This is a genomic window from Simplicispira sp. 125 (assembly GCF_003096555.1).
Taxonomy (GTDB): domain Bacteria; phylum Pseudomonadota; class Gammaproteobacteria; order Burkholderiales; family Burkholderiaceae_C; genus Simplicispira.
In genome coordinates this window covers 3,687,062-3,708,836 of the sequence record NZ_QEKM01000001.1, presented here as the reverse complement: position 1 = coordinate 3,708,836, position 21,775 = coordinate 3,687,062, and the positions used below count along the sequence as shown (strand labels likewise).

General features: G+C 64.8%; 20 protein-coding genes and 1 other RNA gene. 9 read left to right on the top strand and 12 right to left on the bottom strand.

All coding sequences use genetic code 11. The features are described from left to right. The first annotated feature begins 47 nt into the window (after positions 1 to 47). From C8D04_RS17395 to C8D04_RS17375, 5 genes are all read left to right on the top strand, one after another. The gene (locus C8D04_RS17395) at positions 48 to 752 is read left to right on the top strand and encodes a glutathione S-transferase N-terminal domain-containing protein (protein ID WP_116002760.1); all 705 of its coding nucleotides are present in this window, start codon (positions 48 to 50) and stop codon (positions 750 to 752) included. Between the two features lie 176 nt (positions 753 to 928). Further along, a complete protein-coding gene (locus tag C8D04_RS17390) occupies positions 929 to 2,611 on the top strand; it encodes an MBL fold metallo-hydrolase (RefSeq protein WP_116002758.1) in 1,683 nt (560 codons plus the stop codon). A 125-nt stretch (positions 2,612 to 2,736) separates the two neighbouring features. Next, positions 2,737 to 3,504 carry an rRNA pseudouridine synthase gene (locus C8D04_RS17385; protein ID WP_116002756.1) on the top strand — a complete coding sequence of 256 codons (768 nt, stop codon included), beginning with the start codon at positions 2,737 to 2,739 and terminating at the stop codon, positions 3,502 to 3,504. A 266-nt stretch (positions 3,505 to 3,770) separates the two neighbouring features. Continuing rightward, positions 3,771 to 5,012, top strand: coding sequence for a YjgN family protein (locus C8D04_RS17380; protein ID WP_116002754.1), 1,242 nt, complete (start codon positions 3,771 to 3,773; stop codon positions 5,010 to 5,012). Positions 5,013 to 5,190: 178 nt separating this feature from the next. Beyond that, positions 5,191 to 6,381 (top strand): M48 family metallopeptidase, encoded by a 1,191-nt coding sequence (locus C8D04_RS17375; RefSeq protein ID WP_116002753.1) that lies wholly within the window; start codon positions 5,191 to 5,193, stop codon positions 6,379 to 6,381. A gap of 57 nt (positions 6,382 to 6,438) precedes the next feature. On the opposite strand, the gene rnpB is transcribed toward C8D04_RS17375, so the two are convergent. Next, positions 6,439 to 6,875: RNase P RNA component class A (rnpB, locus tag C8D04_RS17370), an RNA gene on the bottom strand. A 61-nt stretch (positions 6,876 to 6,936) separates the two neighbouring features. Here rnpB and C8D04_RS17365 point away from each other — a divergent pair. The 4 genes from C8D04_RS17365 (at position 6,937) to C8D04_RS17350 (ending at position 11,717) form a co-directional block, all read left to right on the top strand. After that, positions 6,937 to 7,545 carry a methyltransferase domain-containing protein gene (locus C8D04_RS17365; protein ID WP_116002751.1) on the top strand — a complete coding sequence of 203 codons (609 nt, stop codon included), beginning with the start codon at positions 6,937 to 6,939 and terminating at the stop codon, positions 7,543 to 7,545. Between the two features lie 158 nt (positions 7,546 to 7,703). Then, entirely contained in the window at positions 7,704 to 8,621 is a 918-nt protein-coding gene (cysK, locus tag C8D04_RS17360; RefSeq protein ID WP_116002749.1) for a cysteine synthase A, read from the top strand. A 135-nt stretch (positions 8,622 to 8,756) separates the two neighbouring features. Beyond that, positions 8,757 to 10,511, top strand: a complete 1,755-nt coding sequence (locus tag C8D04_RS17355) for an FAD-dependent protein (RefSeq protein WP_116002748.1) — start codon at positions 8,757 to 8,759, stop codon at positions 10,509 to 10,511. A gap of 297 nt (positions 10,512 to 10,808) precedes the next feature. Beyond that, positions 10,809 to 11,717 carry a formylglycine-generating enzyme family protein gene (locus C8D04_RS17350; protein WP_233521217.1) on the top strand — a complete coding sequence of 303 codons (909 nt, stop codon included), beginning with the start codon at positions 10,809 to 10,811 and terminating at the stop codon, positions 11,715 to 11,717. A 30-nt stretch (positions 11,718 to 11,747) separates the two neighbouring features. On the opposite strand, the gene htpX is transcribed toward C8D04_RS17350, so the two are convergent. The 11 genes from htpX to C8D04_RS17295 all read right to left on the bottom strand — a co-directional run bounded on the left by htpX (position 11,748) and on the right by C8D04_RS17295 (position 21,657). Then, positions 11,748 to 12,626 carry a protease HtpX gene (gene htpX, locus C8D04_RS17345; protein ID WP_116002744.1) on the bottom strand — a complete coding sequence of 293 codons (879 nt, stop codon included), beginning with the start codon at positions 12,624 to 12,626 and terminating at the stop codon, positions 11,748 to 11,750. A gap of 63 nt (positions 12,627 to 12,689) precedes the next feature. Beyond that, entirely contained in the window at positions 12,690 to 13,436 is a 747-nt protein-coding gene (locus tag C8D04_RS17340) for a DUF3025 domain-containing protein (protein WP_116002742.1), read from the bottom strand. Positions 13,437 to 13,439: 3 nt separating this feature from the next. Then, entirely contained in the window at positions 13,440 to 14,867 is a 1,428-nt protein-coding gene (locus C8D04_RS18760; RefSeq protein WP_158550266.1) for an NYN domain-containing protein, read from the bottom strand. Then, positions 14,867 to 15,910 (bottom strand): dihydroorotase, encoded by a 1,044-nt coding sequence (gene pyrC / locus C8D04_RS17330; RefSeq protein WP_116002740.1) that lies wholly within the window; start codon positions 15,908 to 15,910, stop codon positions 14,867 to 14,869. The genes C8D04_RS18760 and pyrC overlap by 1 nt, the downstream gene beginning before the upstream one ends. A gap of 71 nt (positions 15,911 to 15,981) precedes the next feature. Continuing rightward, the gene (locus tag C8D04_RS17325; RefSeq protein ID WP_133243655.1) at positions 15,982 to 16,173 is read right to left on the bottom strand and encodes a hypothetical protein; all 192 of its coding nucleotides are present in this window, start codon (positions 16,171 to 16,173) and stop codon (positions 15,982 to 15,984) included. Positions 16,174 to 16,316: 143 nt separating this feature from the next. Then, the gene (locus tag C8D04_RS17320; RefSeq protein ID WP_116002736.1) at positions 16,317 to 17,054 is read right to left on the bottom strand and encodes an amino acid ABC transporter ATP-binding protein; all 738 of its coding nucleotides are present in this window, start codon (positions 17,052 to 17,054) and stop codon (positions 16,317 to 16,319) included. Between the two features lie 34 nt (positions 17,055 to 17,088). Next, positions 17,089 to 17,754 (bottom strand): amino acid ABC transporter permease, encoded by a 666-nt coding sequence (locus C8D04_RS17315; RefSeq protein WP_116002734.1) that lies wholly within the window; start codon positions 17,752 to 17,754, stop codon positions 17,089 to 17,091. Position 17,755: 1 nt separating this feature from the next. Further along, positions 17,756 to 18,508: an amino acid ABC transporter permease gene (locus tag C8D04_RS17310; protein ID WP_116002733.1), complete on the bottom strand. Its 753-nt coding sequence runs from the start codon at positions 18,506 to 18,508 to the stop codon at positions 17,756 to 17,758. 87 nt (positions 18,509 to 18,595) lie between these two features. Beyond that, positions 18,596 to 19,495, bottom strand: a complete 900-nt coding sequence (locus C8D04_RS17305) for an amino acid ABC transporter substrate-binding protein (protein ID WP_116002731.1) — start codon at positions 19,493 to 19,495, stop codon at positions 18,596 to 18,598. A gap of 127 nt (positions 19,496 to 19,622) precedes the next feature. Beyond that, a complete protein-coding gene (locus C8D04_RS17300; RefSeq protein ID WP_116005892.1) occupies positions 19,623 to 20,510 on the bottom strand; it encodes an amino acid ABC transporter substrate-binding protein in 888 nt (295 codons plus the stop codon). 196 nt (positions 20,511 to 20,706) lie between these two features. Continuing rightward, the gene (locus tag C8D04_RS17295; RefSeq protein WP_116002729.1) at positions 20,707 to 21,657 is read right to left on the bottom strand and encodes a LysR family transcriptional regulator; all 951 of its coding nucleotides are present in this window, start codon (positions 21,655 to 21,657) and stop codon (positions 20,707 to 20,709) included. Between the last annotated feature and the right edge of the window lie 118 nt (positions 21,658 to 21,775).

Sequence of the window (21,775 nt, the reverse complement as noted above, 5' to 3'; positions counted from 1 at the left end):
TCCATGTCCGGGCATTTTTTCCGGTCTGATTTCACCAAGGAACCGCCATGCACGATCTCTCTTCCTTCCCCATCACCCGCAAATGGCCCGCCCGGCACCCGGACCGCATCCAGCTCTACTCACTGCCCACGCCCAATGGCGTGAAGGCCTCGATCATGCTGGAGGAAACCGGCCTGCCTTACGAGCCGCATCTGGTGCGCTTTGACAGCAACGACCAGATGTCGCCGGAGTTTCTATCGCTCAACCCGAACAACAAGATCCCCGCCCTCATCGACCCCGACGGCCCCGGCGGCCAGCCGCTGGCGCTGTTCGAGTCGGGCGCCATCCTGGTCTACCTGGCCGATAAGAGCGGGCGCTTCATGCCCCAAGACCCCGCCGCGCGGTACCACACGCTGCAGTGGTTGATGTGGCAAATGGGCGGCGTAGGGCCCATGTTTGGCCAACTGGGGTTCTTCAACAAATTTGCCGGCAAGGATTGGGAAGACAAACGCCCGCTGGGCCGCTATGTGGCCGAGTCCAAGCGCCTGCTGGGCGTGCTGGAGCAGCGCCTGACGGGCCGCGACTGGATCATGGGCCAGGACTACACCGTGGCCGACATCGCCACCTTCCCGTGGGTGCACAACCTGGTCGGGTTCTATGAAGCCGGTGCACTGGTGGAGTTTGACCAGTTCCCGCAGGTGCAACGCGCGCTGGCGGCGTTTGTGGAGCGGCCCGCAGTGCAGCGCGGGCTGGCGATTCCTGCCCGCGACTGAAAAACGCATCGCCCACAGCGCACGCAACTGGCGCGCCCCAGGCCAGGGCTCCCGCGCAAGGGCCGCCAGCATTCCCATGTACGGGCGCTGGGAGCGTCTCCCTGCCCGCTGCGCGCAGCGATGCGAGAGCGGGGGGAAGCGGCGCAGCCGCTCAGGGGGATGCTCATAATGCAGCCATGACACGCCCCAGCCAGCAACTGCACCCGCAGCGCGAACCCGTTCGCCCCCTCTCCGCCGCCACCGTCCTGCTGCTGCGCGACGCACCGCCCGAGAGCGGGCCCCCCGGCCTGCAGGTGCTGATGACGCGGCGCTCGGCCCAAGCCAGCTTTGCGCCTGGCGCCTATGTGTTCCCAGGCGGAGGCATCGACGCACTGGACGCCGACCCCGCCACGCACGCCGCTGCAGCGCGCCGCCCCAGCCAGAGCGACGAACACCTCACCCAAGCCATTGCCGCCATCCGCGAGAGTTTCGAGGAGCTGGGCGTGCTGCTGGCGCGCCACGCCGATGGCCGCATGGCGGGCGCCAACGACATTGCCGCGCTGAACCGCCACGCGCCCTTTGCCGCCCAGTGCCAGGCCCGGGGCCTGCAGCTGGCGGCTGACAGCGTGTTTGTGCTGGCGCGCTGGACCGCCGACCGCGACCTGCCCAAGCGCTTTGACGTGCCTTTTCTGGTGGCGCGCATGCCCGAAGGCCAGACCCCGGTCGCCGACGAATCCGAGCAGTTCGAGCCCGTGTGGGTGCGCCCGCAAGAGGCGCTGGAGCGGCACGAGGCCGGCCAGTTCTTCATGATTTTCCCAACCATCCGCACGCTGCAGCGCCTGGCACGCTTCGACAGCGCCCAGGCCGTGCTGACCGCCTGCGCGGGCGAGGCGCCGTTGTGGACGAGCTGCCCGCGTGCGGGCCTGCTGGCCGGCAAAGAGGCACGCTACATGGAAGACGAAATGCCGTTTGGCGAGCTGGCCCTGGTTTGCCCCGACGGGCAGATCGTGCACCCGCTGGACTGGCAGAGCGAGCGCCCCGTACAGCTTTTGAAAAACCTGCAGCGCCTGACCGCACCCAACCCCGGCGTGATGACCGGTCCCGGCACCAACAGCTACCTGGTGGGCGACCCGGCCACGGGCTACATCGCCATAGACCCCGGCCCGCAGGACGCACAGCACCTCGAACGCTTGTGGCGCGCCGCGGGGGGCGACATCCGCATGATCGTCTGCACCCACTCGCACCCCGACCATTCGCCCGGCGCAGCACCGCTGCAGGCCTTGTGCGTGCAGGCCGGGCGCGCTGCACCGCCCATCCTGGGCCTGCCCTCGGCCCCCACGGCACGGGCAGCCAGCGAATTCACGCCCGAGCGTGCGCTACAAAATGGAGAGCTACTCACGCTTACTGGAAAAGCGCTAGATGGCAAAATTACCCATACCCTACAGGTAGTGCACACGCCCGGCCATGCCGCCAACCACCTGTGCCTGCTGTTGGTCGAAGATGCCCTGCTGTTCAGCGGCGACCACATCCTCAACGGCAGCACCACCGTGGTCGACCCACCCGACGGCAACATGGCCGACTACCTGGATTCGCTCGACGCGCTCGATGCGCTGTGTGCGCAGCACGGGGTCGAATTCATCTTGCCCGCGCACGGCTACGTGCTGGGCTTTGCCCGCCAGGCCATTGCCCAGCTCAAGGCGCACCGACTGGCACGCGAGGCCAAGGTCATCGCCGCCATGCAGGCCCTGCCGGACGGCAGTGTGGAGGACTGGGTGGCGCATGCCTACGCCGACGTGCCGCAGCGCATCTGGCCCGTGGCCCAGCGCTCGCTGATCGCCCATGTGGAACGCATCCGCGCTCTGGGCCCTGGGAATGATTAACCCCCCTGCGCCGCTGCGCGTCTTCCCCCAGGGGGACGCCGCCCGTGCGGCGGGGCGGCCCTTGCACGGCGGCCCACGCCGCAAGCGTGCCAGTTTCATAGGCAGCGAGCGACATACCAAACAATATGACTGAAACACAACGACTGGCCAAGCGCCTGGCCGCCGAACACAGCCTCTCGCGCAGCACCGCCGAGCAGTACATCGAAGGCGGTTTCGTCAGCGTCGATGGCAAAACCGTCGAAGTACCCGGCGCCCGCGTGGCGCCACACCAGCGCGTACTGCTGACACCGGGCGCCAGCCTGTTCGACCTGGTCCCAGTCACCCTGCTGCTGCACAAGCCGCCGGGCTTTGAAGCCGGCTTGGGCATGGAAGCGGGCCACGCCGCGCACAGCAGCCGCAGCCAGGGCGCGCCCGCAGCCCTTAGCCTGCTGAATGCCGCATCGCACATGCCCGAGGATGCCTCCGACATCCAGGTGCTGCTGCGCCACTTCAAACAGCTCGAATGCTTTACGCCCCTGCCCACACCCGCCAGCGGCCTGGTGGTGTACACGCAGGACAAGCGCATTGCGCGCAAGCTGCAGGAGGACATCGAGACGCTGGAGCAGGAGTGCATTGTGGAAGTGGCGGGCCAGATCGCCGAGAACGGCCTCAAGCGCCTGTGCCACGGCCTCACATTCAACGGCCGGCCGCTGCCGCCCATCAAGGTGAGCTGGCAGAACGAGACCAAACTGCGCTTTGCGCTGCAGGGCATCCGCCCCGGGCAGATCCCGGCCATGTGCGAGGCCGTCGGCCTGCGCGTGATGGCGATCAAACGCATCCGCATCGGGCGCGTGCCCCTGGCCAAGGTGCCCGAGGGCCAGTGGCGTTATCTGCAGCCTTGGGAAAAATTCTGACACCCCCCTGTGGCGCTGCGCGCCTTCCCCCCTCTCTCGGCTTCGCCGGGAGGGGGGACGCCCCCAGCGCGGCGGGGCGGCCCTTGCGCGGGGGCCGCTGGCCTGGGCCGCGCCGGGTTCATGCGTTGCGGGCGATGCGCGGTGCCTTGGGTCACAGACATCAAAAACCATAGCTGCCTGCGCAGAATGTATGCGCCGCGAAGGCACTTTTGACTTAAAAACCTGCCCTCCACTGCTACACTGCGCGGCCACCCTGGAAAGAGACCATGGACCAACGCAACAGCAGCAGCGCCCCGGCGAACACCATCGACACGCATCCCCTGGAATTCACCGGCAGCGGCGGCGATTATTTCCGCGTCTGGATCGTCAATGTGCTGCTCAGCGTCATCACCCTGGGCTTTTACACGCCCTGGGCGCGGCGGCGCACGGCGCAGTATTTTTACAGCCACACGCAGGTCGCCGACAGCCCGCTGGAGTTCACCGCCCCCCAGGGCAAGATGGTCAAGGGTTTTGTGCTGCTGGTACTGATCACGCTGGCCTACAACATCGCCGCCAACACCGGGCAGGACACGGCCGTGGCCCTGTTCTTGCTGGCCGGTGCCGCGCTGGCACCCTTCATCTGGGCCAGCGCCATGCGCTTTCGCCTGGGCGCCACGCGCTGGCGCGGCCTGCGCCTGCAGTTCACCGCGAGCTGGAAAGAGGTCTACATTGCCAGCTGGCCGGTGTTTGCGCTGGCACTGGTGTGGTTTGGCGTTTTCTTTGGCCTGCAGATGCTGTCACCCGAACTCTCGGACGTGCTGCAAGCGGCCGAAGAAGAAATCCGCAAGCCGCGCATGCCCGCGTTCACACCGGCCATGGGCGGCCTGCTGGTGCTGGGACTGGTGCTCACGGTGCTGTGTTTCATCCGCCTCGAATACAACTACAAAAGCCTGCTGGTGCGGCGTGCGCATCTGGGCGCCGAACCGGGCCGCTGGAAACCCGTGTACATGGATTTCGTGAAAGTCTGGCTGGCCACCGTGGCGGTATTCATCGTGTGCGTGGTCCTCATCTCCGTGCTCGTCAGCGTGCTGGCGGGCGGCTCGCTCGCCCTGGCGGCGGCGGCCAGCAAGCAGCTGGGGCTGTGGATGTTCGTGATCCTCATGGTGGCCATCGTGGCGGGCGTCTTCTTGCTGTTCCTTGCATCGGCCCCAGCCCGCGCCTACCGCGAGGCCCGCATGTTCCAGTTGATGTGGAACAACATCGGCGTGGGCCAGATCGCGCGTTTCAAGTGCGATTTGCGCAGTACGGGCTATGTGTGGTTGCGCCTCAAGAACATGCTGCTCACCCTGTGCACGCTGGGCCTGTACCGGCCCTTTGCGCGGGTGAGTGAATACCGCATGAAGGTGGAATCCGTGACAGCGCATGTCAAGGGCGGCGTGGAGCAGGTGGCGGGCCGCATGGTGCGCCAGCAGCAGGGCGGCCTGGGCGATGCGCTGGCCGATGCGGCAGGCCTCGATCTGATTGGGTGATGGGGAACACCCCCCTGCGGCGCCTTCCCCCCGCTCTCGAATCGCTGCGCGATTCGGGCAGGGGGACGCTCCCAGCGCCCGTACATGGGAATGCTGGCGGCCCTTGCGCGAGAGCCCTGGCATGGCGCCGCGCTAGCTTTGGCAGTCGGCGCGCTGGCTTTGTGGAGGAGACAACCCGGTGAACACCTCTCCAGAATCCACCAGCGCGCCTGGCGATCTGCTGCCTGGGCGCTGGTTTGATGGGCGCAGCAGCAAGGCCCGGCCCGTGGTGGTGGGCCTGCAGCCCACGCCCCAAGGCCCCTCGCTGGTGCTGCACCCGCTGTCGCCGCCGGGCGCGGCGCCCGTGGTGTTTACCAGCACACAGGTCGACTGGCCCGAAGCCTGGAACGAACGCCGCCCGCCCCTGCGCGTGGTGGTGGACCTGCGCGATCACGGCAGTGTGGAGATCGACGCCGTGGCCCAGTGGCGTGCCGCCCTGGCCGCCGCGGGCAACCGCCCCGGCATTGCCCAGCGCATGCAGACCCGCTGGCCCGCGCTGCTGGGCGTGGCACTCGCCGCCGTGGTCGGCCTCGCCCTGTTCTACCGCTATGGCACGCCCTGGGCAGCCACGCAGCTCACGCGCTTTGTACCGCTGTCATGGGAAACCAGCGTGGCCCAAAGCGCGCTACAGCAAATGGACGACGGCACGCTCAAGCCCAGCACGTTGCCCCGTGCGCGGCAAGACGCACTCAAGGCACGGTTGGATGCGCTGGTGCGGCAAACACCCGCTTCGCTGCACCGTTACCACGGCTACCGGCCGCCGCTGTCGCTGGAATTTCGCGCGGGCATGGGGGCCAACGCCTTTGCCCTGCCCGGCGGCAAGATCGTGATGACCGATGGCATCGTCAAAGCCGCCGCCGACAAGGGCCTGCCCGACGATGCCCTGGTGGGCGTGCTGGCCCACGAAATCGGCCATGTGGTGCACCGCCACACCACGCGCATGGTGGTGGAGCAGGGCGTGCTGCAAATGGGCCTGGGGCTGGCGCTGGGCGATGTGTCGACCATGGTGTCCACGGGCAGCGCACTGCTCACGGGGCTGCACTACCGCCGCAGCCACGAGCGCGAGGCCGACTGCTACGCCATCGGCCTGATGCGCCACGCCGCCCTGCCCACGGCACCCATGGGCCAGTTGCTGCTGGCCATGGCGCATGAGGAAGAAGCCCAAGCGAAGAAATCAGACGCCCCCGCATCGGCGGCGGACAAAGGCAAGGCCCGTGCGGACGCAAAGGCGCACCCGGTTTGGTCGCTGCTGAGCAGCCACCCGGACACCATCCAACGCGCCACCGAACTGCAGCAGGGCCAGGCACCGTACTGCCCGCAAATGTATTGAAAAAGATAGCTACCAGCGCTTACTGCATAAGCGCTGGAGTCATTTTTTGTGTGTAAAGTGTGAAGCACGCCGATAAGCCGGATTCTGTGCACTGCGGTTGCCCGCAATGTGACCGCCATTACTCTGGGCCGGGTGTCGCCACCACGGCTCGATGCTACCTACCCGCCAACTCTGCGGAACCACATCAACGTTGGCCTACTTGGTATTGCTGCGCGTAGAGATTGCCCGTTTCACCCAAGTCGCGTTCCGCGCCTTGGGTGGCTATGGGGCTTCAGGCTTGCGCCTGAGCGTCTGGCTTGCGCCAGCCGGCGCCAGCTTGCGCTGGCCCCCCCATAGAACACCCTTGGTGGCTGAAAACGACCTGACTCGTCTCTGTTGCTCTGATCCTCACCTCACGGTGGGCAGCCGTTAGCTGCTACGCTGTCCTGTGCAGTCCGGACGTTCCTCCAGTGCCTGGTTTCCCAGATTGCACCAGCGGCGGTCTGGCGTGCTTCACGGGGCCGATTATCGCTGACCCCAAGCCTTCATTCACTCCATGCCCCTCACGACAGCACCATGACCACGCCCTCCCCCACCCATTTCGACGCCGCCGCCCGCGATTGGGATCAGCGCCCCCTGTCGCAGCAACTGGCCGCCGTGCCCGAGCGCCTGCTGGCGCAACTGCCCTTACGGGCCAGCGACCATGTGCTCGATTTCGGGGCGGGCACGGGGCTCCTGTCCACCCCCATTGCGCCCAAAGTGGCGCAGGTGACGGCGCTGGACATGTCGGCCGCCATGCTGCAGGTGCTGGATGAAAAGGGTTTTGCCAACATCACCCCGCTGCAGCAGGACATCTTTGCGGGCCTGCCAGGGCAATACCACGCCGTCGTGAGCTGCATGGCCCTGCACCACGTGGCAGACACTGCAGCACTGCTGCGCGCATTTGCCGCCGCCTTGCACAGCGGCGGGCGCATTGCGCTGGTGGACCTGTACCAGGAGGACGGCAGCTTTCACGGCGACAACCAGGCCAAGGGCGTGCAGCATTTCGGTTTTGCACCCGAGGCCTTGCAGGCGCTGGCCGAGCAGGCCGGGTTGATGGACATCGCGTTCAGCGAAATCCTGCGGCTGCAGCACAGCAATGGTCGGGGCTATCCGCTGTTCCTGATGACCGGGCGCAAGCCTTAATCGCACCGCGCGCATGTCGGGCACAACAATCACCAGCCGCAGCCAAAAAACCGGCGCAGCAGGGGCGCCGCCCGACCGGGTATATCCATATGGCGAAACGGGCAGAACAAGTGGGACAGAATGAACCCCACTGTTTTCACCCCGTTTCAGGAGACGCTATGAAAGTCGACAACATTCTGCAAACCATTGGCAATACGCCGCATGTGCGCATCAACCGCATCTTCGGGCCGGATGCAAAGGTCTGGATCAAGTCCGAGCGCAGCAACCCCGGTGGCTCAATCAAGGACCGCATCGCCCTGTCCATGGTGGAAGACGCTGAAAAATCGGGCGCCTTGAAGCCCGGCGGCACCATCATCGAGCCCACCTCGGGCAACACCGGCATCGGCCTGGCGCTCGTGGCGGCCGTCAAAGGCTACAAGCTGATTCTGGTGATGCCCGACAGCATGAGCATCGAGCGCCGCCGCCTGATGCTGGCCTACGGCGCCAGCTTTGACCTGACGCCCAAAGAAAAGGGCATGAAGGGCGCCATCGCCCGCGCCGAGGAGCTCAAGGCCCAGACACCTGGCAGCTGGATTCCCCAGCAGTTCGAAAACCCGGCCAACATCGATGCGCATGTGCGTACCACGGCGCAGGAAATTCTGGCCGACTTCCAGGGCGGACTGGATGCACTCATCACCGGCGTGGGCACAGGGGGGCACCTGACCGGTGTGGCGCGCGTGCTCAAGGCCCAATTTCCGCGGCTTTTGGTGTTTGCCGTGGAGCCCACGCTCTCGCCCGTGATCTCTGGTGGCCAGCCCGGGCCACACCCGCTGCAGGGCCTGGGCGCTGGATTTATCCCGAAGAACCTCGACGTCAGCCTGCTCGACGGCGTCATCCAGGTGGACGCTGAACCGGCCCGCGAATACGCCCGCCGCAGCGCCCGCGAGGAAGGCATGCTGGTCGGTATCTCGTCCGGTGCGACGCTGGCCGCCATCGCCCAAAAACTCCCCGAACTGCCCACAGGCAGCCGCGTGCTGGGTTTCAACTACGACACGGGCGAGCGCTACCTGTCGGTTGAAGGCTTTCTGCCATCTTGATGAAAATGGACTCCAGCGCTTATGGATAAAGCGCTGGAAGCTATTGTTTGAATAGCAACCGGTGCAAAATCACACCAGCCCGTAAAATCCAGGCGTTTCCATTGCCCTGCCCGATCACCACGGGCCTGCAAACCCATGATCCGCCTCTCCGAAATCCGGCTGCCGCTGTCCGCGCTGGCCTCCTGCCCCGACACCCACCCGCAGGCCGCGCTGCACACCCATGCCGCCCAGGCGCTGGGGTTGGCCGATGCCGACATTGCTGCACTGCAGGTCTTCAAGCGCAGTTTCGACGCACGCAAGGCGGCGCTGCTGGCGGTGTACATCGTGGACATCACCCTCGCCAACACGGCCAGCGAAGCGGCCCTACTGGCCCGGCACGCGGACAACCCACACATCCAGCCCACGCCCGACATGGCCTGGGTACCGGTGGGTCGTGCACCAAACCCGCTGGCCGAGCGCCCCGTCGTCGTCGGCTTTGGCCCCTGTGGCATTTTTGCGGCGCTGGTGCTGGCGCAGATGGGTTTTCGGCCCATCGTGCTCGAGCGTGGCAAGTGCGTGCGCGAACGCACCAAGGACACCTGGGGCCTGTGGCGCAAGCGCGTGCTGCATGCCGAGAGCAATGTGCAGTTTGGTGAAGGTGGCGCCGGAACGTTCAGCGACGGCAAGCTCTACAGCCAGATCAAAGACCCGCGCCACCTGGGGCGCAAGGTGATGCACGAGTTCGTCAAGGCCGGAGCGCCCGAAGAAATTCTGTATGCGGCGCACCCGCACATTGGCACCTTCAAGCTGGTGAAGGTGGTGGAAAGCCTGCGCGAGCAGATCATCGCGCTGGGCGGCGAGGTGCGGTTCGAGCAGCGCGTGACCGATGTGGTGATAGAGCACGACGCCCAGGGCCAGCGCCATTTGCGCGGCCTGAAGGTGCTCAACCAGGCCACGGGTGAGACCACCGAGCTGGCAGCGTCCCATGTGGTGATGGCGCTGGGCCACAGCGCCCGCGACACCTTTGCCATGCTGTACGAGCACGGCGTGCACATGCAGGCCAAGCCCTTCTCCATCGGTTTTCGCATCGAGCACCCGCAAGGCGTGATCGACCGCGCGCGCTGGGGCCGCCACGCGGGCCACCCCCTGCTGGGCGCGGCCGACTACAAGCTGGTACACCACGCCCACAATGGCCGCACAGCCTACAGCTTTTGCATGTGCCCGGGGGGCACCGTGGTGGCCGCCACCAGCGAGCCCGGCCGCGTCGTGACCAACGGCATGAGCCAGTATTCGCGCAATGAGCGCAACGCCAACGCCGGCATGGTGGTGGGCATCGACCCGCAGGACTACCCCACCGATCCGGCCGCCTTCGAGGCCACACTGGGCGCCACGCACGGAGCAGAAGCCCTTGGCGCAGGCCAGTACCACCCGCTGGCCGGTATCGTGCTGCAGCGCCAGCTGGAATCCAACGCCTACGTGCTGGGCGGCAGCGACTACAGCGCGCCGGGCCAATTGGTAGGCGACTTTATTGCGGGCAAGCCCTCGCGCCAATGGGGCGGCGTGGAGCCTTCGTACCAGCCCGGCGTGCTGCTGGGCGACCTGCACACCGCCCTGCCCGGCTACGCCATCGAGGCCTTGCGCGAGGCGTTGCCGGTATTCGGCCGCAAGATCAAGGGTTTTGACATGCACGACGCCGTACTCACCGGCGTGGAGACGCGCACCTCGTCGCCGCTCAAGATGGGACGGGGCGAGAACCTGCAAAGCCTCAATACCGCGGGCCTGTACCCCGCAGGCGAGGGGGCCAGCTACGCCGGCGGTATCCTGTCGGCCGGTGTGGACGGCATAAAAGTGGGCGAGGCTGTGGTGCGCAGTCTGCTGGGCGCGGCGACTCCAAACCACGGCACATCCTGAGCGTCATTCTGTTTCCAAATCATTCGTGTCCAGGCGCGAAGCCTACGATCAGTGCTGTAGCACGGCAAGGCGAAGCAACAACGACACGGATGGTTGAGCAATGGAATAACCCCGCTGTGCAGACGCGCGGCGCGGCGCTACAGTGCAGCAAGACGGCACCACCGTATCGGTGCATCTACCCCGCCCATGCGCCTATTGCGTTCGCTGACAGCCCTGTCCCTCTGCGCGTGCCTGCTTGGAGGCTGCGCTGCCCCGGGCGATCCCTCCCGGCCGCGGGTGACCACCAACAGCCTGGGCATGGAATTTGTGCTGCTCCCCGCAGGCGACTTCCTGATGGGCAGCGACGAGGGGCCCGAGCGCCTGGCACACGACTACCCACGGTACGAGCGCAGGCGCCTGACCGCGCTGGGCGATGAGGCGCCGGTGCACCGGGTACGCATCACGCAGCCCTTTTTCATGGGCCGGCACGAAGTCACGGTGGGGCAGTTCCGCCAGTTCGTCAAAGCCTCGGGCTACACGCCCGAATCCATGGCCGATGGCACTGGCGGCTATGGTTACAACGCCGCCTACGACCCGGCCACTACCCAGCGCGGCGACGCCTTCGAGGGACGCGACCCAAAATACTCGTGGCAAAACCCAGGCTTTGCACAAAGCGACCGCCACCCGGTGGCCAACGTGACCTGGAACGACGCCGTGGCGCTGGCCGCATGGCTGAGCCAGCGGGAGAACGCGGTGTACCGACTGCCGACCGAAGCCGAATGGGAGTACGCCTGCCGCGCCGGTGCGCGCACGCGCTACCCCGGCAGCGATGCGCCCGAATCCTTGCTGGGCATTGCCAACACCTTCGACGCCGATGCCGCCACCTTTTGGCCCCGCTGGCAGGCCCTGGCCCTGGCGGGCCACGATGGCCATGCCTTCACCGCGCCGGTCGGAAGCTATCCGGCCAACGCCTTCGGACTGCATGACATGCTGGGCAATTTGTGGGAGTGGACGGCCGACTGGCACAGCGACACCTACTACGCGCAATCACCCCTGGACGACCCACAGGGCCCGCAAAACGGCGAGGTGCGCGTGCGCCGTGGTGGCTCCTGGCACACCTGGTCGCTGTATGCGCGCTGCAGCTTTCGCAACTGGAACTCGCCGCAGACGCGCTACACCCTGGTGGGCATCCGGCTGGTGCGCGAGGCGCCACCTGCACGGCCCTGAGCACGCGCCGCCCATGGCGGCGCTGCGCCATCAGCCCTTTTGCGCGTTCTGCAGCGCGGCGATGCGCTCTTCAATCGGCGGGTGCGTGCTGAACAGCTTGCCGATGCCACCGGCGATGCCCATGGCCGCCATGCTCTTGGGCAGCTCGGCCGGGTGCACACCGCCCAGGCGGGCCAGGGCGTTGATCATGGGCTGGCGGCGGCCCATGAGCTGGGCGGCGCCGGCGTCGGCGCGGAATTCGCGCTGGCGCGAGAACCAGGCGACGATGATGGCGGCCACAAAGCCCAGCACGATATCGAGCACCACGGTGGTGACCATGTAGCCGATGCCGGGGCCCGAGCGGTTTTCGTTGTTCTTGTTCAGGAAGCTGTCCACGGCATAGCCGATCACGCGCGAGAGGAAGACGACGAAGGTGTTCATCACGCCCTGGATCAGCGTCATGGTGACCATGTCGCCGTTGGCGATGTGCGCCACCTCATGGCCGATGACGGCCTCGACTTCTTCGCGCGTCATGCTTTGCAGCAGGCCGGTGGAGACGGCCACCAGGGCCGAGTTCTTGAAGGCGCCCGTGGCGAAGGCATTGGGGTCGCCCTCGAAGATGCCGACCTCGGGCATGCCGATGCCGGCCTTGTCGGCAAACTTGCGCACGGTCTCGACGATCCAGGCCTCGTCCACCGAGCGCGTGCCGTCGATGATCTGCACGCCCGCGCTCCACTTGGCCATGGGCTTGCTGATCAGCAGCGAAATGATGGCGCCGCCAAAGCCCATGACCAAGGCAAAACCCAGCAAAGCCCCCAGGTTCAGGCCGTTGGCAGTGAGGTAGCGGTTGACGCCGAGCAGACTGGCCACGATGCCGAGCACGGCCACGACAGCGATGTTGGTCAGCAGGAACAGAAAGATTCGTTTCATGGTGCTTGCACAAGCGTGCAGGTTTATCAAGGTTTCAAAAGGTGGGGACGACCGTGCGTGGCTTCAAGCCGGGTGGGCTGCTGCGCGGCGAAAAACCGAAAGATCATCATAAAAGGAAACCGCGTCGTTCCCATGGCACCAGCCCGGTACCCCCATGAGAGGCAAAGGAACAAAAGGTTTCTGCACCCAAATACCCGGCTGCAGCTCCGCAGCCAGCCAGGCATCCGTTTGCGCTATTGTTTCAATAGCTATAGGCGCTTGATAGACATGCGCTGTGATGCCTTTACGGGGCACGACCAGTTTTTCCATCAGCGCATGGCCGACGAGCAACAGCCGCGCCTGCGCCCACAGCGGCCGCAGGTTCACAAACAACCGCTGCCAGTCCCGTGCGCGCAGCGCCTGCCACAGGGGCGCGGGCGCATCGAGCAAAGCGCCGTTTTCATCAAACAAGGTGAGCGCATCACGCAGCGGCCCGCGCACCGCGCCCACGCCCTGCGCAGCAATGGCCTGCGCCTGCAGCCAGTTCATGCGGCGCTTGGCTTGCGGCAGGTGCAGCCACACCAGTCCATTGAAAAAGTCGTGCAGGTTCTCGCGCGTGGGCACCTGGCCCGTGTCGAAGATGAACTGCTCGTAGGCCTGGCCCGGGGGCAGCGCCGCCTGCGGCACGAAGCGCACCGGAGCATCGGGCGCTGACCCCAGGGCCTGGGCCACCGGCGTACCGGCGACCACCTGCCGGGCCAACGGCAGACCGCGCTCGCGCCAGGGGGCCAGCCAGGGCGCTTGCCAATCGATGGCAGCGACTTCTGTCATGCCTCACCGGGCAAGGGGGCCCACATGACGCACGCTTTGCGGGTGGTGGAGCAGGTCGATCTCGAACGATTGTGGATGGCGCTCAAGAATGCGCAGGGCCGATTGCGCAGGCGCGAGCAATCCTTTGTCGCGCAGCCTCCCCGCCACAGCATGGAGAGCGCAGGGCGCGCCAAAGACCAGTTCCGGCACGGCCTGGAGCACATCTTCACGCCGCACCCGCTGCAGGGCAAGCCGCTGCAGGGACGCGCGCAGTGCGTGCAAGGGCGCAGGCAAAGGCGGTGCCGGGCGCCTGCCCTGCCGACTGGGCCAGGTAACGACCTCGGGCGCAACAGGCGCGGCAGGAACCGCCCTGGACGGCACCACCGGCTGGACCCTGACTGCCACCTGGGGCGTGCCAACCGCGCGCAGTTCGAAGGCTTGCGTTGCAAGCAACAACTTTGTCAGCGTCGCAAAACCATGGCTGCGCACGTCAAAGACCGCTTTCGCGCCCAGCTGCATGCGCAGGGCGCTGACGGTCGCCCAGCCATCAGCCTCCTGGCTGTCCTGCGCGGCCTGCCGCAGGCGCGCCAGCAGCCGCGCGTCCTGACGCACAACTGCAGAAGGATCACTGCTGGACAGCGGCGGCGCCGGCACAGGTGCCCCAGCAGAAGCTAGAGCGGGCACAGCTGGCGCGCGCACAGGCAATGGGCAGTAAACAATGCGATTGGGCGCCGGGTCCGGAAAAAGACGGAATGCCGCGCCGTGCTGGCGGAACCACACTGCCGTTTTCTGCGATGGGGCCAGAATCCCCTGCTGGCGCAACGCGGCCACGACCGCGTTCAGATGCTGGGGCAACCCGCTGCGCAGCGCCGGAAATGCCTTGAGGACTCGCTGATCAGCGTCCTGCTCGGTGGCGGCGGCAGACAACGCTTCCTTGGCGGGCTCGACAGGCGCAGGCGGCTCGGGCACGGCTGCACGCGGGGTCTCTGCCGCGGGCGCCGCGACCAGCTCCATGAGCACCACGTCGTCGTAAAAACTCTCCGGGTTGGCGAAGATCCGGTCGGCCAGACTGAAGCACCACACCTGACAGCCGCGCTCGCGCAGCCAGGTGGCCAAGGGTACGAAGTCTGCGTCACCCGAGCAGATAGCCACCGCATCGATGGTATTGGTGCATACCGCTTCGACTGCGTCGATCACCAAGGCGCTGTCGGTCGTCACCTTGTTGACGATCATGTTGGCGACGGGGCGCACGCCATGGCGCCACAGCACTGACTCGATGGCTTTGAGGCTCTCCGCCCGCCCATAGGCGCGCTTGTACAACACCCGTTCGGCGCGCTGGCGCACATCGGTCAGGACATGGTCGAGCGCAGTGGGGTCGCACAGGTTGTCCGCATCGATGAACAGCGCCAGGCTGCGCGCCGTGCCGTGCGGGGTACCGGGCGCAACGGGCATCAGCTCACCAGCCGCCACGGCAGCGCTTCGCCTGCGCGCAAGGGTTTGAGTTCGGCCTCGCCAAAGGCAAAGCTGTCGGGCGGTGTCCAGCTTTCGCGGCGCAGGGTGATGGTGCCGACGTTGCGCGGCAGGCCGTAGAAAGCGGGGCCGTGAAAGCTGGCGAAGCCCTCGAGCTGGTCCAAGGCACCCGCGCTGTCGAAGACCTCGGCGTACATCTCCATGGCGGCGTGCGCCGTGTAGCAACCGGCGCAGCCCGTGGCGTGCTCCTTCAGATGTGCAGGATGGGGGGCGCTGTCGGTGCCCAGAAAGTACCGGTCTGATCCGCTGGTAGCCGCCTGCACCAGGGCCTGGCGGTGCTGCTCGCGCTTGAGCACGGGCAGGCAGTAGTAGTGCGGGCGAATGCCCCCCGTAAAGAGGGCGTTGCGGTTGTAAAGCAGGTGGTGCACGGTGATGGTGGCAGCCGTATAGGGGCCCGCCTCCTGCACGTACTGCGCGGCTTCCTTCGTGGTGATGTGCTCGAAGACGATTTTCAGCTCGGGGAAGTCGCGGCGCAGCGGGATGAGTTGCTGCTCGATGAACACGGCTTCACGGTCGAACAGATCAATGTCGGGGCTGGTCACTTCGCCGTGCACCAGCAGCAGCAGGCCCGCCTTCTGCATGGCCTCCAGGGTCTTGTAGGTCTTGCGCAGGTCGGTCACGCCCGCATCGCTGTTGGTGGTGGCGCCCGCAGGGTAGAGCTTGGCGGCGACCACACCGGCTTCCCTGGCACGCGCAATTTCATCGGGCGGCAGGTTGTCGGTGAGGTAGAGCGTCATCAGCGGCTCGAAAGCGACGCCTTCGGGCACGGCGGCCAGGATGCGCTGCTTGTAATCACACGCCTGCTGGGCCGTGGTCACGGGCGGGCGCAGGTTGGGCATGATGATGGCCCGGCCAAACTGGGCGGCCGTGTGCGGCACGACGGTGTGCAGGGCCTCGCCGTCGCGCACGTGCAGGTGCCAGTCGTCGGGGCGGGTGATGGTGAGGGTGTCTTGGGCGGCGGTCATGGCTGCCATTGTCCCATCACTCCCCCGCCCTGGCGCCTGGCGGACCCGCCAGGCTTCACCCGGGGGCGGGCTTATTCGGGGTCGAATCCGGCCAGATCCAGGGCCTCGCGCAACGAATCGAGCGCGTCGCGCACCAGGAAGGTTTCCGCATCATCGCGGGAACACGCCCGGATGGCCTCATGGCTGATCTGCTTGACGAACTGCGCCAGTGCCTGGGCATTCTCGGACGTGAGTTCGGCGGTGATGACCACGGGTTGTTTCATATTCAGCTTCTCGTTCAGACCATGTTGGTCACGCCGGGGGATTCCAGTGCCCTGCATCTTACCGGCGCCACCGCAAGCCAGCGCCTGGATGCAAACGCAAAAACGGCACCCGAAGGTGCCGCTGGTTCGGTAACCGTTTGCACTCAGTGCTGCAGGATCTTGTTCAGGAAGTCCTTGGTGCGCGGCTTGCGGGCGTCGGGGTTATTGAAGAACTCTTCCCTGGAGCAGTCTTCGAGGATTTTTCCGCCCACATCCATGAAGATCACGCGGTGGCTCACTTTGCGGGCAAAACCCATTTCGTGGGTCACACACATCATGGTCATGCCTTCGTTGGCGAGGCCTACCATCACATCCAGCACTTCGCCGACCATTTCGGGGTCGAGTGCCGAGGTGGGTTCGTCGAACAGCATGACGATGGGGTCCATGGACAGCGCACGCGCAATGGCTACGCGCTGCTGCTGGCCGCCCGAGAGCTGACCAGGAAACTTGTCCTTGTGGCCCGTTAAACCCACGCGCTCCAGCATCTTCAGGCCGCGCTTCTTGGCGTCGTCTGCGCTGCGGCCCAGCACCTTGATCTGTGCGATGGTGAGGTTCTCCGTCACCGACAGGTGCGGAAACAGCTCAAAGTGCTGGAACACCATGCCCACACGCGAGCGCAGCTTGGGCAGGTCGGTCTTAGGGTCGTGCAGCGGGATGCCATCGACCGTGATCTCGCCCTTCTGAAAGGGTTCGAGTGCGTTGATGGTCTTGATCAGCGTGGATTTGCCCGAGCCCGATGGGCCGCACACCACCACCACTTCGCCCTTACTGATGGAGGCCGTGCATTCGTTGAGCACCCGTACCGGGCCATACCACTTGGATACGTTCTTGAGTTCGATCATTTCTTGTTCCTCAATCCAATCTCTTTTGCCCGCTTCAGCGGATGATGGCGATCTTCTGGTGCAGGCGCTTGACCGTCCAGGAAAGGGCGTAGCACATCACAAAGTACAGCACCGCCGCGGCCAGGTAGGCCTCGATGGGGCGTCCAAAGTTCTTACCGGCTACCTCGAAGCCCTTGAGCATGTCGTAGGCGCCGATGGCGTAGACCAACGAGGTGTCCTGGAACAGGATGATGGTCTGCGTGAGCAGCACCGGCAGCATGTTGCGAAACGCCTGCGGCAACACGACGAGCTTCATGTTCTGGCCGTAGGTCATACCCAGCGCCTGGCCCGCGTACACCTGGCCCCGCGGGATGGACTGGATACCGGCGCGCATGATTTCACTGAAGTACGCGGCCTCGAAGGCAATGAAGGTAATCACTGCCGACACCTCGGCGCCAATGGGCCGACCGATGATGGCGGGCACCAGCAGGAAAAACCAAAGAATCACCATCACCAGCGGAATGCTGCGCATGCCATTGACGTAGATGGTGGCCGGCATATCCAGCCACTTCTTGCCCGAAAGCCGCATGAGCGCCAGCAAGGTGCCGAAGAACACACCGCCGATGGTGGCCACCACCGTGAGCATGAGGCTGAAATACAACCCCTTGAGCACGAAGTTGGAAATCAGGTCCCAGTTGTAGAAGGAAAAATCCAGTTGCATATCAGTGACCTCCCCCGCTCGCGGCGACCATGCCCGGAACCCGTGCACGCTTTTCGACGAACGCCATGATGCGGTTGATGGCAAACGCCGAGATCACGTAGAGCGCCGTCACGGCCAGATAGACCTCGATGCCGCGCGAGGTTTCTTCTTGTGCCTGCATGGCGAACATCGTCAGCTCGGCCACCGACACGGCAAACGCCACAGACGAGTTCTTGAAAATATTCATGGTCTCGCTGGTCAGCGGCGGGATGATGATGCGCAACGCCATCGGCAGCAGCACATAGCGGTAGGTCTGAAACGTGGTGAAACCCATGGCCAGCCCGGCGTAGCGCTGGCCGCGTGGCAGCGCCTGGATACCTGCACGCACCTGCTCGGCAATCCGCGCCGAGGTAAAGAAACCCAGCGCAAAAACGACCAGCACAAAACCCGGTACGCCCTGCAGCACCGGGAAGAAAGTGGGCAGCACGTGGTACCAAAGAAAAATCTGCACCAGCAGCGGGATGTTGCGGAACAGCTCGACCCAGGCATTGCACAACCCCACTACCACGCGGCGCCCCTCCAGAGTGCGCAGCGTGCCAATGACCGCGCCCAGCACCAGCGCCAGCGCCAGCGCCAGCAGCGATACGGACACTGTCCAGCCCCAGGCCGACAACAACCAGTCCAGATAGGTGATGTCGCCGCCCTTGCCAAAGCAGCCTGGCACCGCCTGGCGATCCAAGGTGTCTTCGCAGAACACCTGCCAATCCCAGCTCATAGGATTCCTTTCATGTGACGGCCTACGCCGCGCAACAAAAAAAGCCCCCCCGAACGCATGGCTCGAAGGGGCATGGGATCGCTCCGATTACTTCTTGGCGTAGTCTTCCATGGGCTTGTCGTTCGGATTTGCCCAGGCGTTCTTGGTGGCTTCAGACAGAGGCAGGCCGATCTTGGTGTTGGTGGGCGGCACAGGCTGCATGAACCACTTGTCGTACAGCTTGGCCAGCGAACCATCAGCAATCTGGCGCTTGATGGAATCGTCTACAGCCTTCTTGAAGGCCGGGTCATCCTTGCGCAGCATGCAGGCAATGGGTTCGACCGACAGCACCTCACCCACGATCTTGAAATCGGCCGGGTTCTTGGACTTAGAAATGTTGGCGGCCAGGATGGAGCCGTCCATCACGAAGGCGTCAGCACGGCCGGTCTCCACCATCAGGAAGCTGTCAGCATGGTCCTTGCCATAGACTTCCTTGAAGTCCAGGCCACCGGCGCGTTCATTCTTGCGCAGGGTCTGCACCGAGGTGGTGCCGGTGGTGGTGGCCACGGTCTTGCCGTTCAGGTCCTTGATGGCAGCAATGCCCGAGCTGGCCTTGACCGCCATGCGCACTTCTTCCACATAGGTGGTCACGGCAAAGGCCACGTCCTTCTGGCGAGCGGCGTTGTTGGTGGTGGAGCCGCACTCCAGATCCACTGTGCCGTTGGTGACCAGCGGGATGCGGTTTTGCGAGGTCACAGGCTGGTACTTGGTTTCCAGCTTGGCCAGACCGAGCTGCTTTTGCAGGTCGGAAATGATGTGCTCAGCCATCTCGGTGTGAAAACCGACGTACTTGCCATTACCCAGCGTATAGGACAGGCCCGAGGACTCCCGCACGCCCAGTGTGATAGTGCCAGAGGATTTGATCTTGGCCAGGGTGTCATTGGCCTGTGCAAAGGCACTGCTTGCAGCCAGAACGGTGATGGCTGCAGCCAGCAAATGTTTCTTCATACTTGTCTCCTTGTGGGTAAACGGGAAAAGAGTTGATTCTAGAGAGTCGTCACCTACGCTGCACAGCGTGGCAAACCCTCACAGAATCGGGCATTGTGCAACGCCCCCGCCAAGGCGCTGCACAAAATCAAAACGGAACGAAGTCGGTGGGGTACTTCCAGAAGTCGCGCAACAGGTAGCTGATGGGGAGGTTCAGCGTTGTATTGTTGGGCGGGATAGGCTTGGCAAACCACTTGTCGTAGATGGGGTTGATTTCGCGGCTGGTGATCAGGCGGCGCATTTCCTCGTCCACCAGTTTCTTGAAATCCACGTCATCCTTGGGCAGCATGATGGCCAGGGGTTCGGTGGTCATGAATCGCCCCACCACCTTGAGAGCCTTGGGGTCGGGGCGGTTGGCGGCCAGACCATAGAGCAACACGTCGTCCATGAGAAAGGCATCGGCTTCACCCGTCTCCACCATCTCCAGGCCTCGGGCGTGGTCAGGGGCTTCCAGAATGGTGATACCCATCAGCCGCTCGCGATTGGCCTGCTCGGCCGCCTTGAGGGGCGTCGTGCCCTTGGTGGACACCATCTTCTTGCCCATCAGATCTTCCACCCGATTGATGGGGCTGGACGCCTTGACCAGCAGACGCGCGCCGGTGATGAAGTGCGGAATAGTGAATGCCACTTTCTGGCGCCGCTCGGCATTGTTGGTCGTGGAGCCGCATTCCATGTCGGCTTTGCCCTGGGCGACCATATCGACCCGATTGGCCGGAGTGACTTGCAAAAACTGCACCGGCATGTTCTTCATGCCGGTCTTGCGGCGCACCACATCGGCCAGGTGCAGACACAGGTCCACGGCATACCCGATGGGCTTGCCTGCGGCGTCCAAATACGAGAAGGGGACAGAGGACTCACGGTGGGCAATGACCAGCGCGCCCCCTGCACTCACACGCTCAAGCACCGTCGCAGCGCCTGCAGAGCCTGCAGCGCAAACTACGGCAAGGCCCCAGGCCCATCCTTTTAATGCGTTCATGTGGATTCTCTTGTTCAGCATCGACCTGGTTCAGGTCATGAAAATGGTCGGCCTCGTGCCTTGTGGACACTTCGCACCGGCACACTGTGAACGCAATTTCCGCATTCCGGCAATGAAACGGCGTCAAGGGGCGGAATAGTACGTTCCGTCCAAGAGCAATTCCAATGCCGAATATGCGCGGCGTTATGCAAATAAATTATGCGAGCGCCGCACCCGCAGGGCCACTGGCCTGCGCCTGCAGGTAGGCCCAGAGCGCCTGAGCCGTGCCTTTGGGCTCCTCCTTGCCGGTGGGCCGCTCGCGGTAGGCACGCACGTCCATCACCATCTGCAAATTTTCCATGCCAGGTGGCACTGCGCTCACCAAGCGGCGGGCGCGCAGTTCTTTCTTGACCGCGCTGTGGGGCAGAAAGGCCACTCCCTGGCCTTCCAGCGCCATGGCCTTCAGGCCTTCGGCCATGTCGGTTTCGTACACCCGGTCGAGGTGGATGGCCGTGCCCGACTGTTTGAGGATGAGCTCTGTCACCCGTCCCAGGTAGGCGCCCGGCGCGTAGCCCAGGTACGGCAGCGGCTGACCCGGTTTACCGGGCAGGCAGTACAGCGGCCGCCCCTCGGAATCGGGCTTGCTGTAGGGCGACAGCACCTCCTTGCCCAGGCTGACCATCTCGTAGTGGTTGGCATCGAGCTGAAAGGGCTGGGATTCATGGTGGTAAGTGACCAGCACATCGCAACTCCCCTCCACCAAACGCATCACGGCGTCGTGCACGTTGAGTGCAATGAGCCGACTCTTGAACGGGCCAAACTGGTTGTGCAGGCTGGCGACCCACGCCGGAAAGAACGTAAATGCCAGCGTATGCGGCACCGCAAACTCAATCATGTCCTGGCTGGACGTGCTGTGCGCGCGCAGCATCGCACGGGTATTTTGCAGCGCCTGCAGCACCTCCAGCGACTGGTCGTACAGCGTCTTGCCCGCCGCCGTCAGGCGCGTGGGATAGGAGCTGCGGTCCACCAGATCGGCGCCCGCCCAGGCTTCCAGGGCCTGGATGCGGCGGGAGAATGCCGGTTGCGTCACATGGCGCAGTTGCGCTGACCGGCTGAAACTGCGCGTTTCAGCCAGGCTGACAAAATCTTCAAGCCACTTGGTTTCCATCGGCACATTATCCGCGCGCCCGGGCGTCCCCACAGACCCGGCATGCACACGCCGGGCCGCTGCGTACGCAGAATAATCACCGCATAATGCAACGCTACGCCTGCCTTGCGCAGGCATG

What these genes read in the sequence shown, in the direction of transcription:
- C8D04_RS17320 (WP_116002736.1), bottom strand. Translation starts at nt 17,054, where the DNA reads ATGATCGAACTCAAGAACGTATCCAAGTGGTATGGCCCGGTACGGGTG.
- C8D04_RS17310 (WP_116002733.1), bottom strand. Translation starts at nt 18,508, where the DNA reads ATGAGCTGGGATTGGCAGGTGTTCTGCGAAGACACCTTGGATCGCCAG.
- C8D04_RS17300 (WP_116005892.1), bottom strand. Translation starts at nt 20,510, where the DNA reads ATGAACGCATTAAAAGGATGGGCCTGGGGCCTTGCCGTAGTTTGCGCT.
- C8D04_RS18760 (WP_158550266.1), bottom strand. Translation starts at nt 14,867, where the DNA reads ATGCCCGTTGCGCCCGGTACCCCGCACGGCACGGCGCGCAGCCTGGCG.
- C8D04_RS17365 (WP_116002751.1), top strand. Translation starts at nt 6,937, where the DNA reads ATGACCACGCCCTCCCCCACCCATTTCGACGCCGCCGCCCGCGATTGG.
- C8D04_RS17325 (WP_133243655.1), bottom strand. Translation starts at nt 16,173, where the DNA reads ATGAAACAACCCGTGGTCATCACCGCCGAACTCACGTCCGAGAATGCC.
- C8D04_RS17355 (WP_116002748.1), top strand. Translation starts at nt 8,757, where the DNA reads ATGATCCGCCTCTCCGAAATCCGGCTGCCGCTGTCCGCGCTGGCCTCC.
- C8D04_RS17390 (WP_116002758.1), top strand. Translation starts at nt 929, where the DNA reads ATGACACGCCCCAGCCAGCAACTGCACCCGCAGCGCGAACCCGTTCGC.
- C8D04_RS17380 (WP_116002754.1), top strand. Translation starts at nt 3,771, where the DNA reads ATGGACCAACGCAACAGCAGCAGCGCCCCGGCGAACACCATCGACACG.
- C8D04_RS17385 (WP_116002756.1), top strand. Translation starts at nt 2,737, where the DNA reads ATGACTGAAACACAACGACTGGCCAAGCGCCTGGCCGCCGAACACAGC.
- C8D04_RS17295 (WP_116002729.1), bottom strand. Translation starts at nt 21,657, where the DNA reads ATGGAAACCAAGTGGCTTGAAGATTTTGTCAGCCTGGCTGAAACGCGC.
- C8D04_RS17315 (WP_116002734.1), bottom strand. Translation starts at nt 17,754, where the DNA reads ATGCAACTGGATTTTTCCTTCTACAACTGGGACCTGATTTCCAACTTC.
- pyrC (WP_116002740.1), bottom strand. Translation starts at nt 15,910, where the DNA reads ATGACCGCCGCCCAAGACACCCTCACCATCACCCGCCCCGACGACTGG.
- C8D04_RS17340 (WP_116002742.1), bottom strand. Translation starts at nt 13,436, where the DNA reads ATGACAGAAGTCGCTGCCATCGATTGGCAAGCGCCCTGGCTGGCCCCC.
- cysK (WP_116002749.1), top strand. Translation starts at nt 7,704, where the DNA reads ATGAAAGTCGACAACATTCTGCAAACCATTGGCAATACGCCGCATGTG.
- C8D04_RS17305 (WP_116002731.1), bottom strand. Translation starts at nt 19,495, where the DNA reads ATGAAGAAACATTTGCTGGCTGCAGCCATCACCGTTCTGGCTGCAAGC.
- C8D04_RS17350 (WP_233521217.1), top strand. Translation starts at nt 10,809, where the DNA reads ATGGAATTTGTGCTGCTCCCCGCAGGCGACTTCCTGATGGGCAGCGAC.
- htpX (WP_116002744.1), bottom strand. Translation starts at nt 12,626, where the DNA reads ATGAAACGAATCTTTCTGTTCCTGCTGACCAACATCGCTGTCGTGGCC.
- C8D04_RS17395 (WP_116002760.1), top strand. Translation starts at nt 48, where the DNA reads ATGCACGATCTCTCTTCCTTCCCCATCACCCGCAAATGGCCCGCCCGG.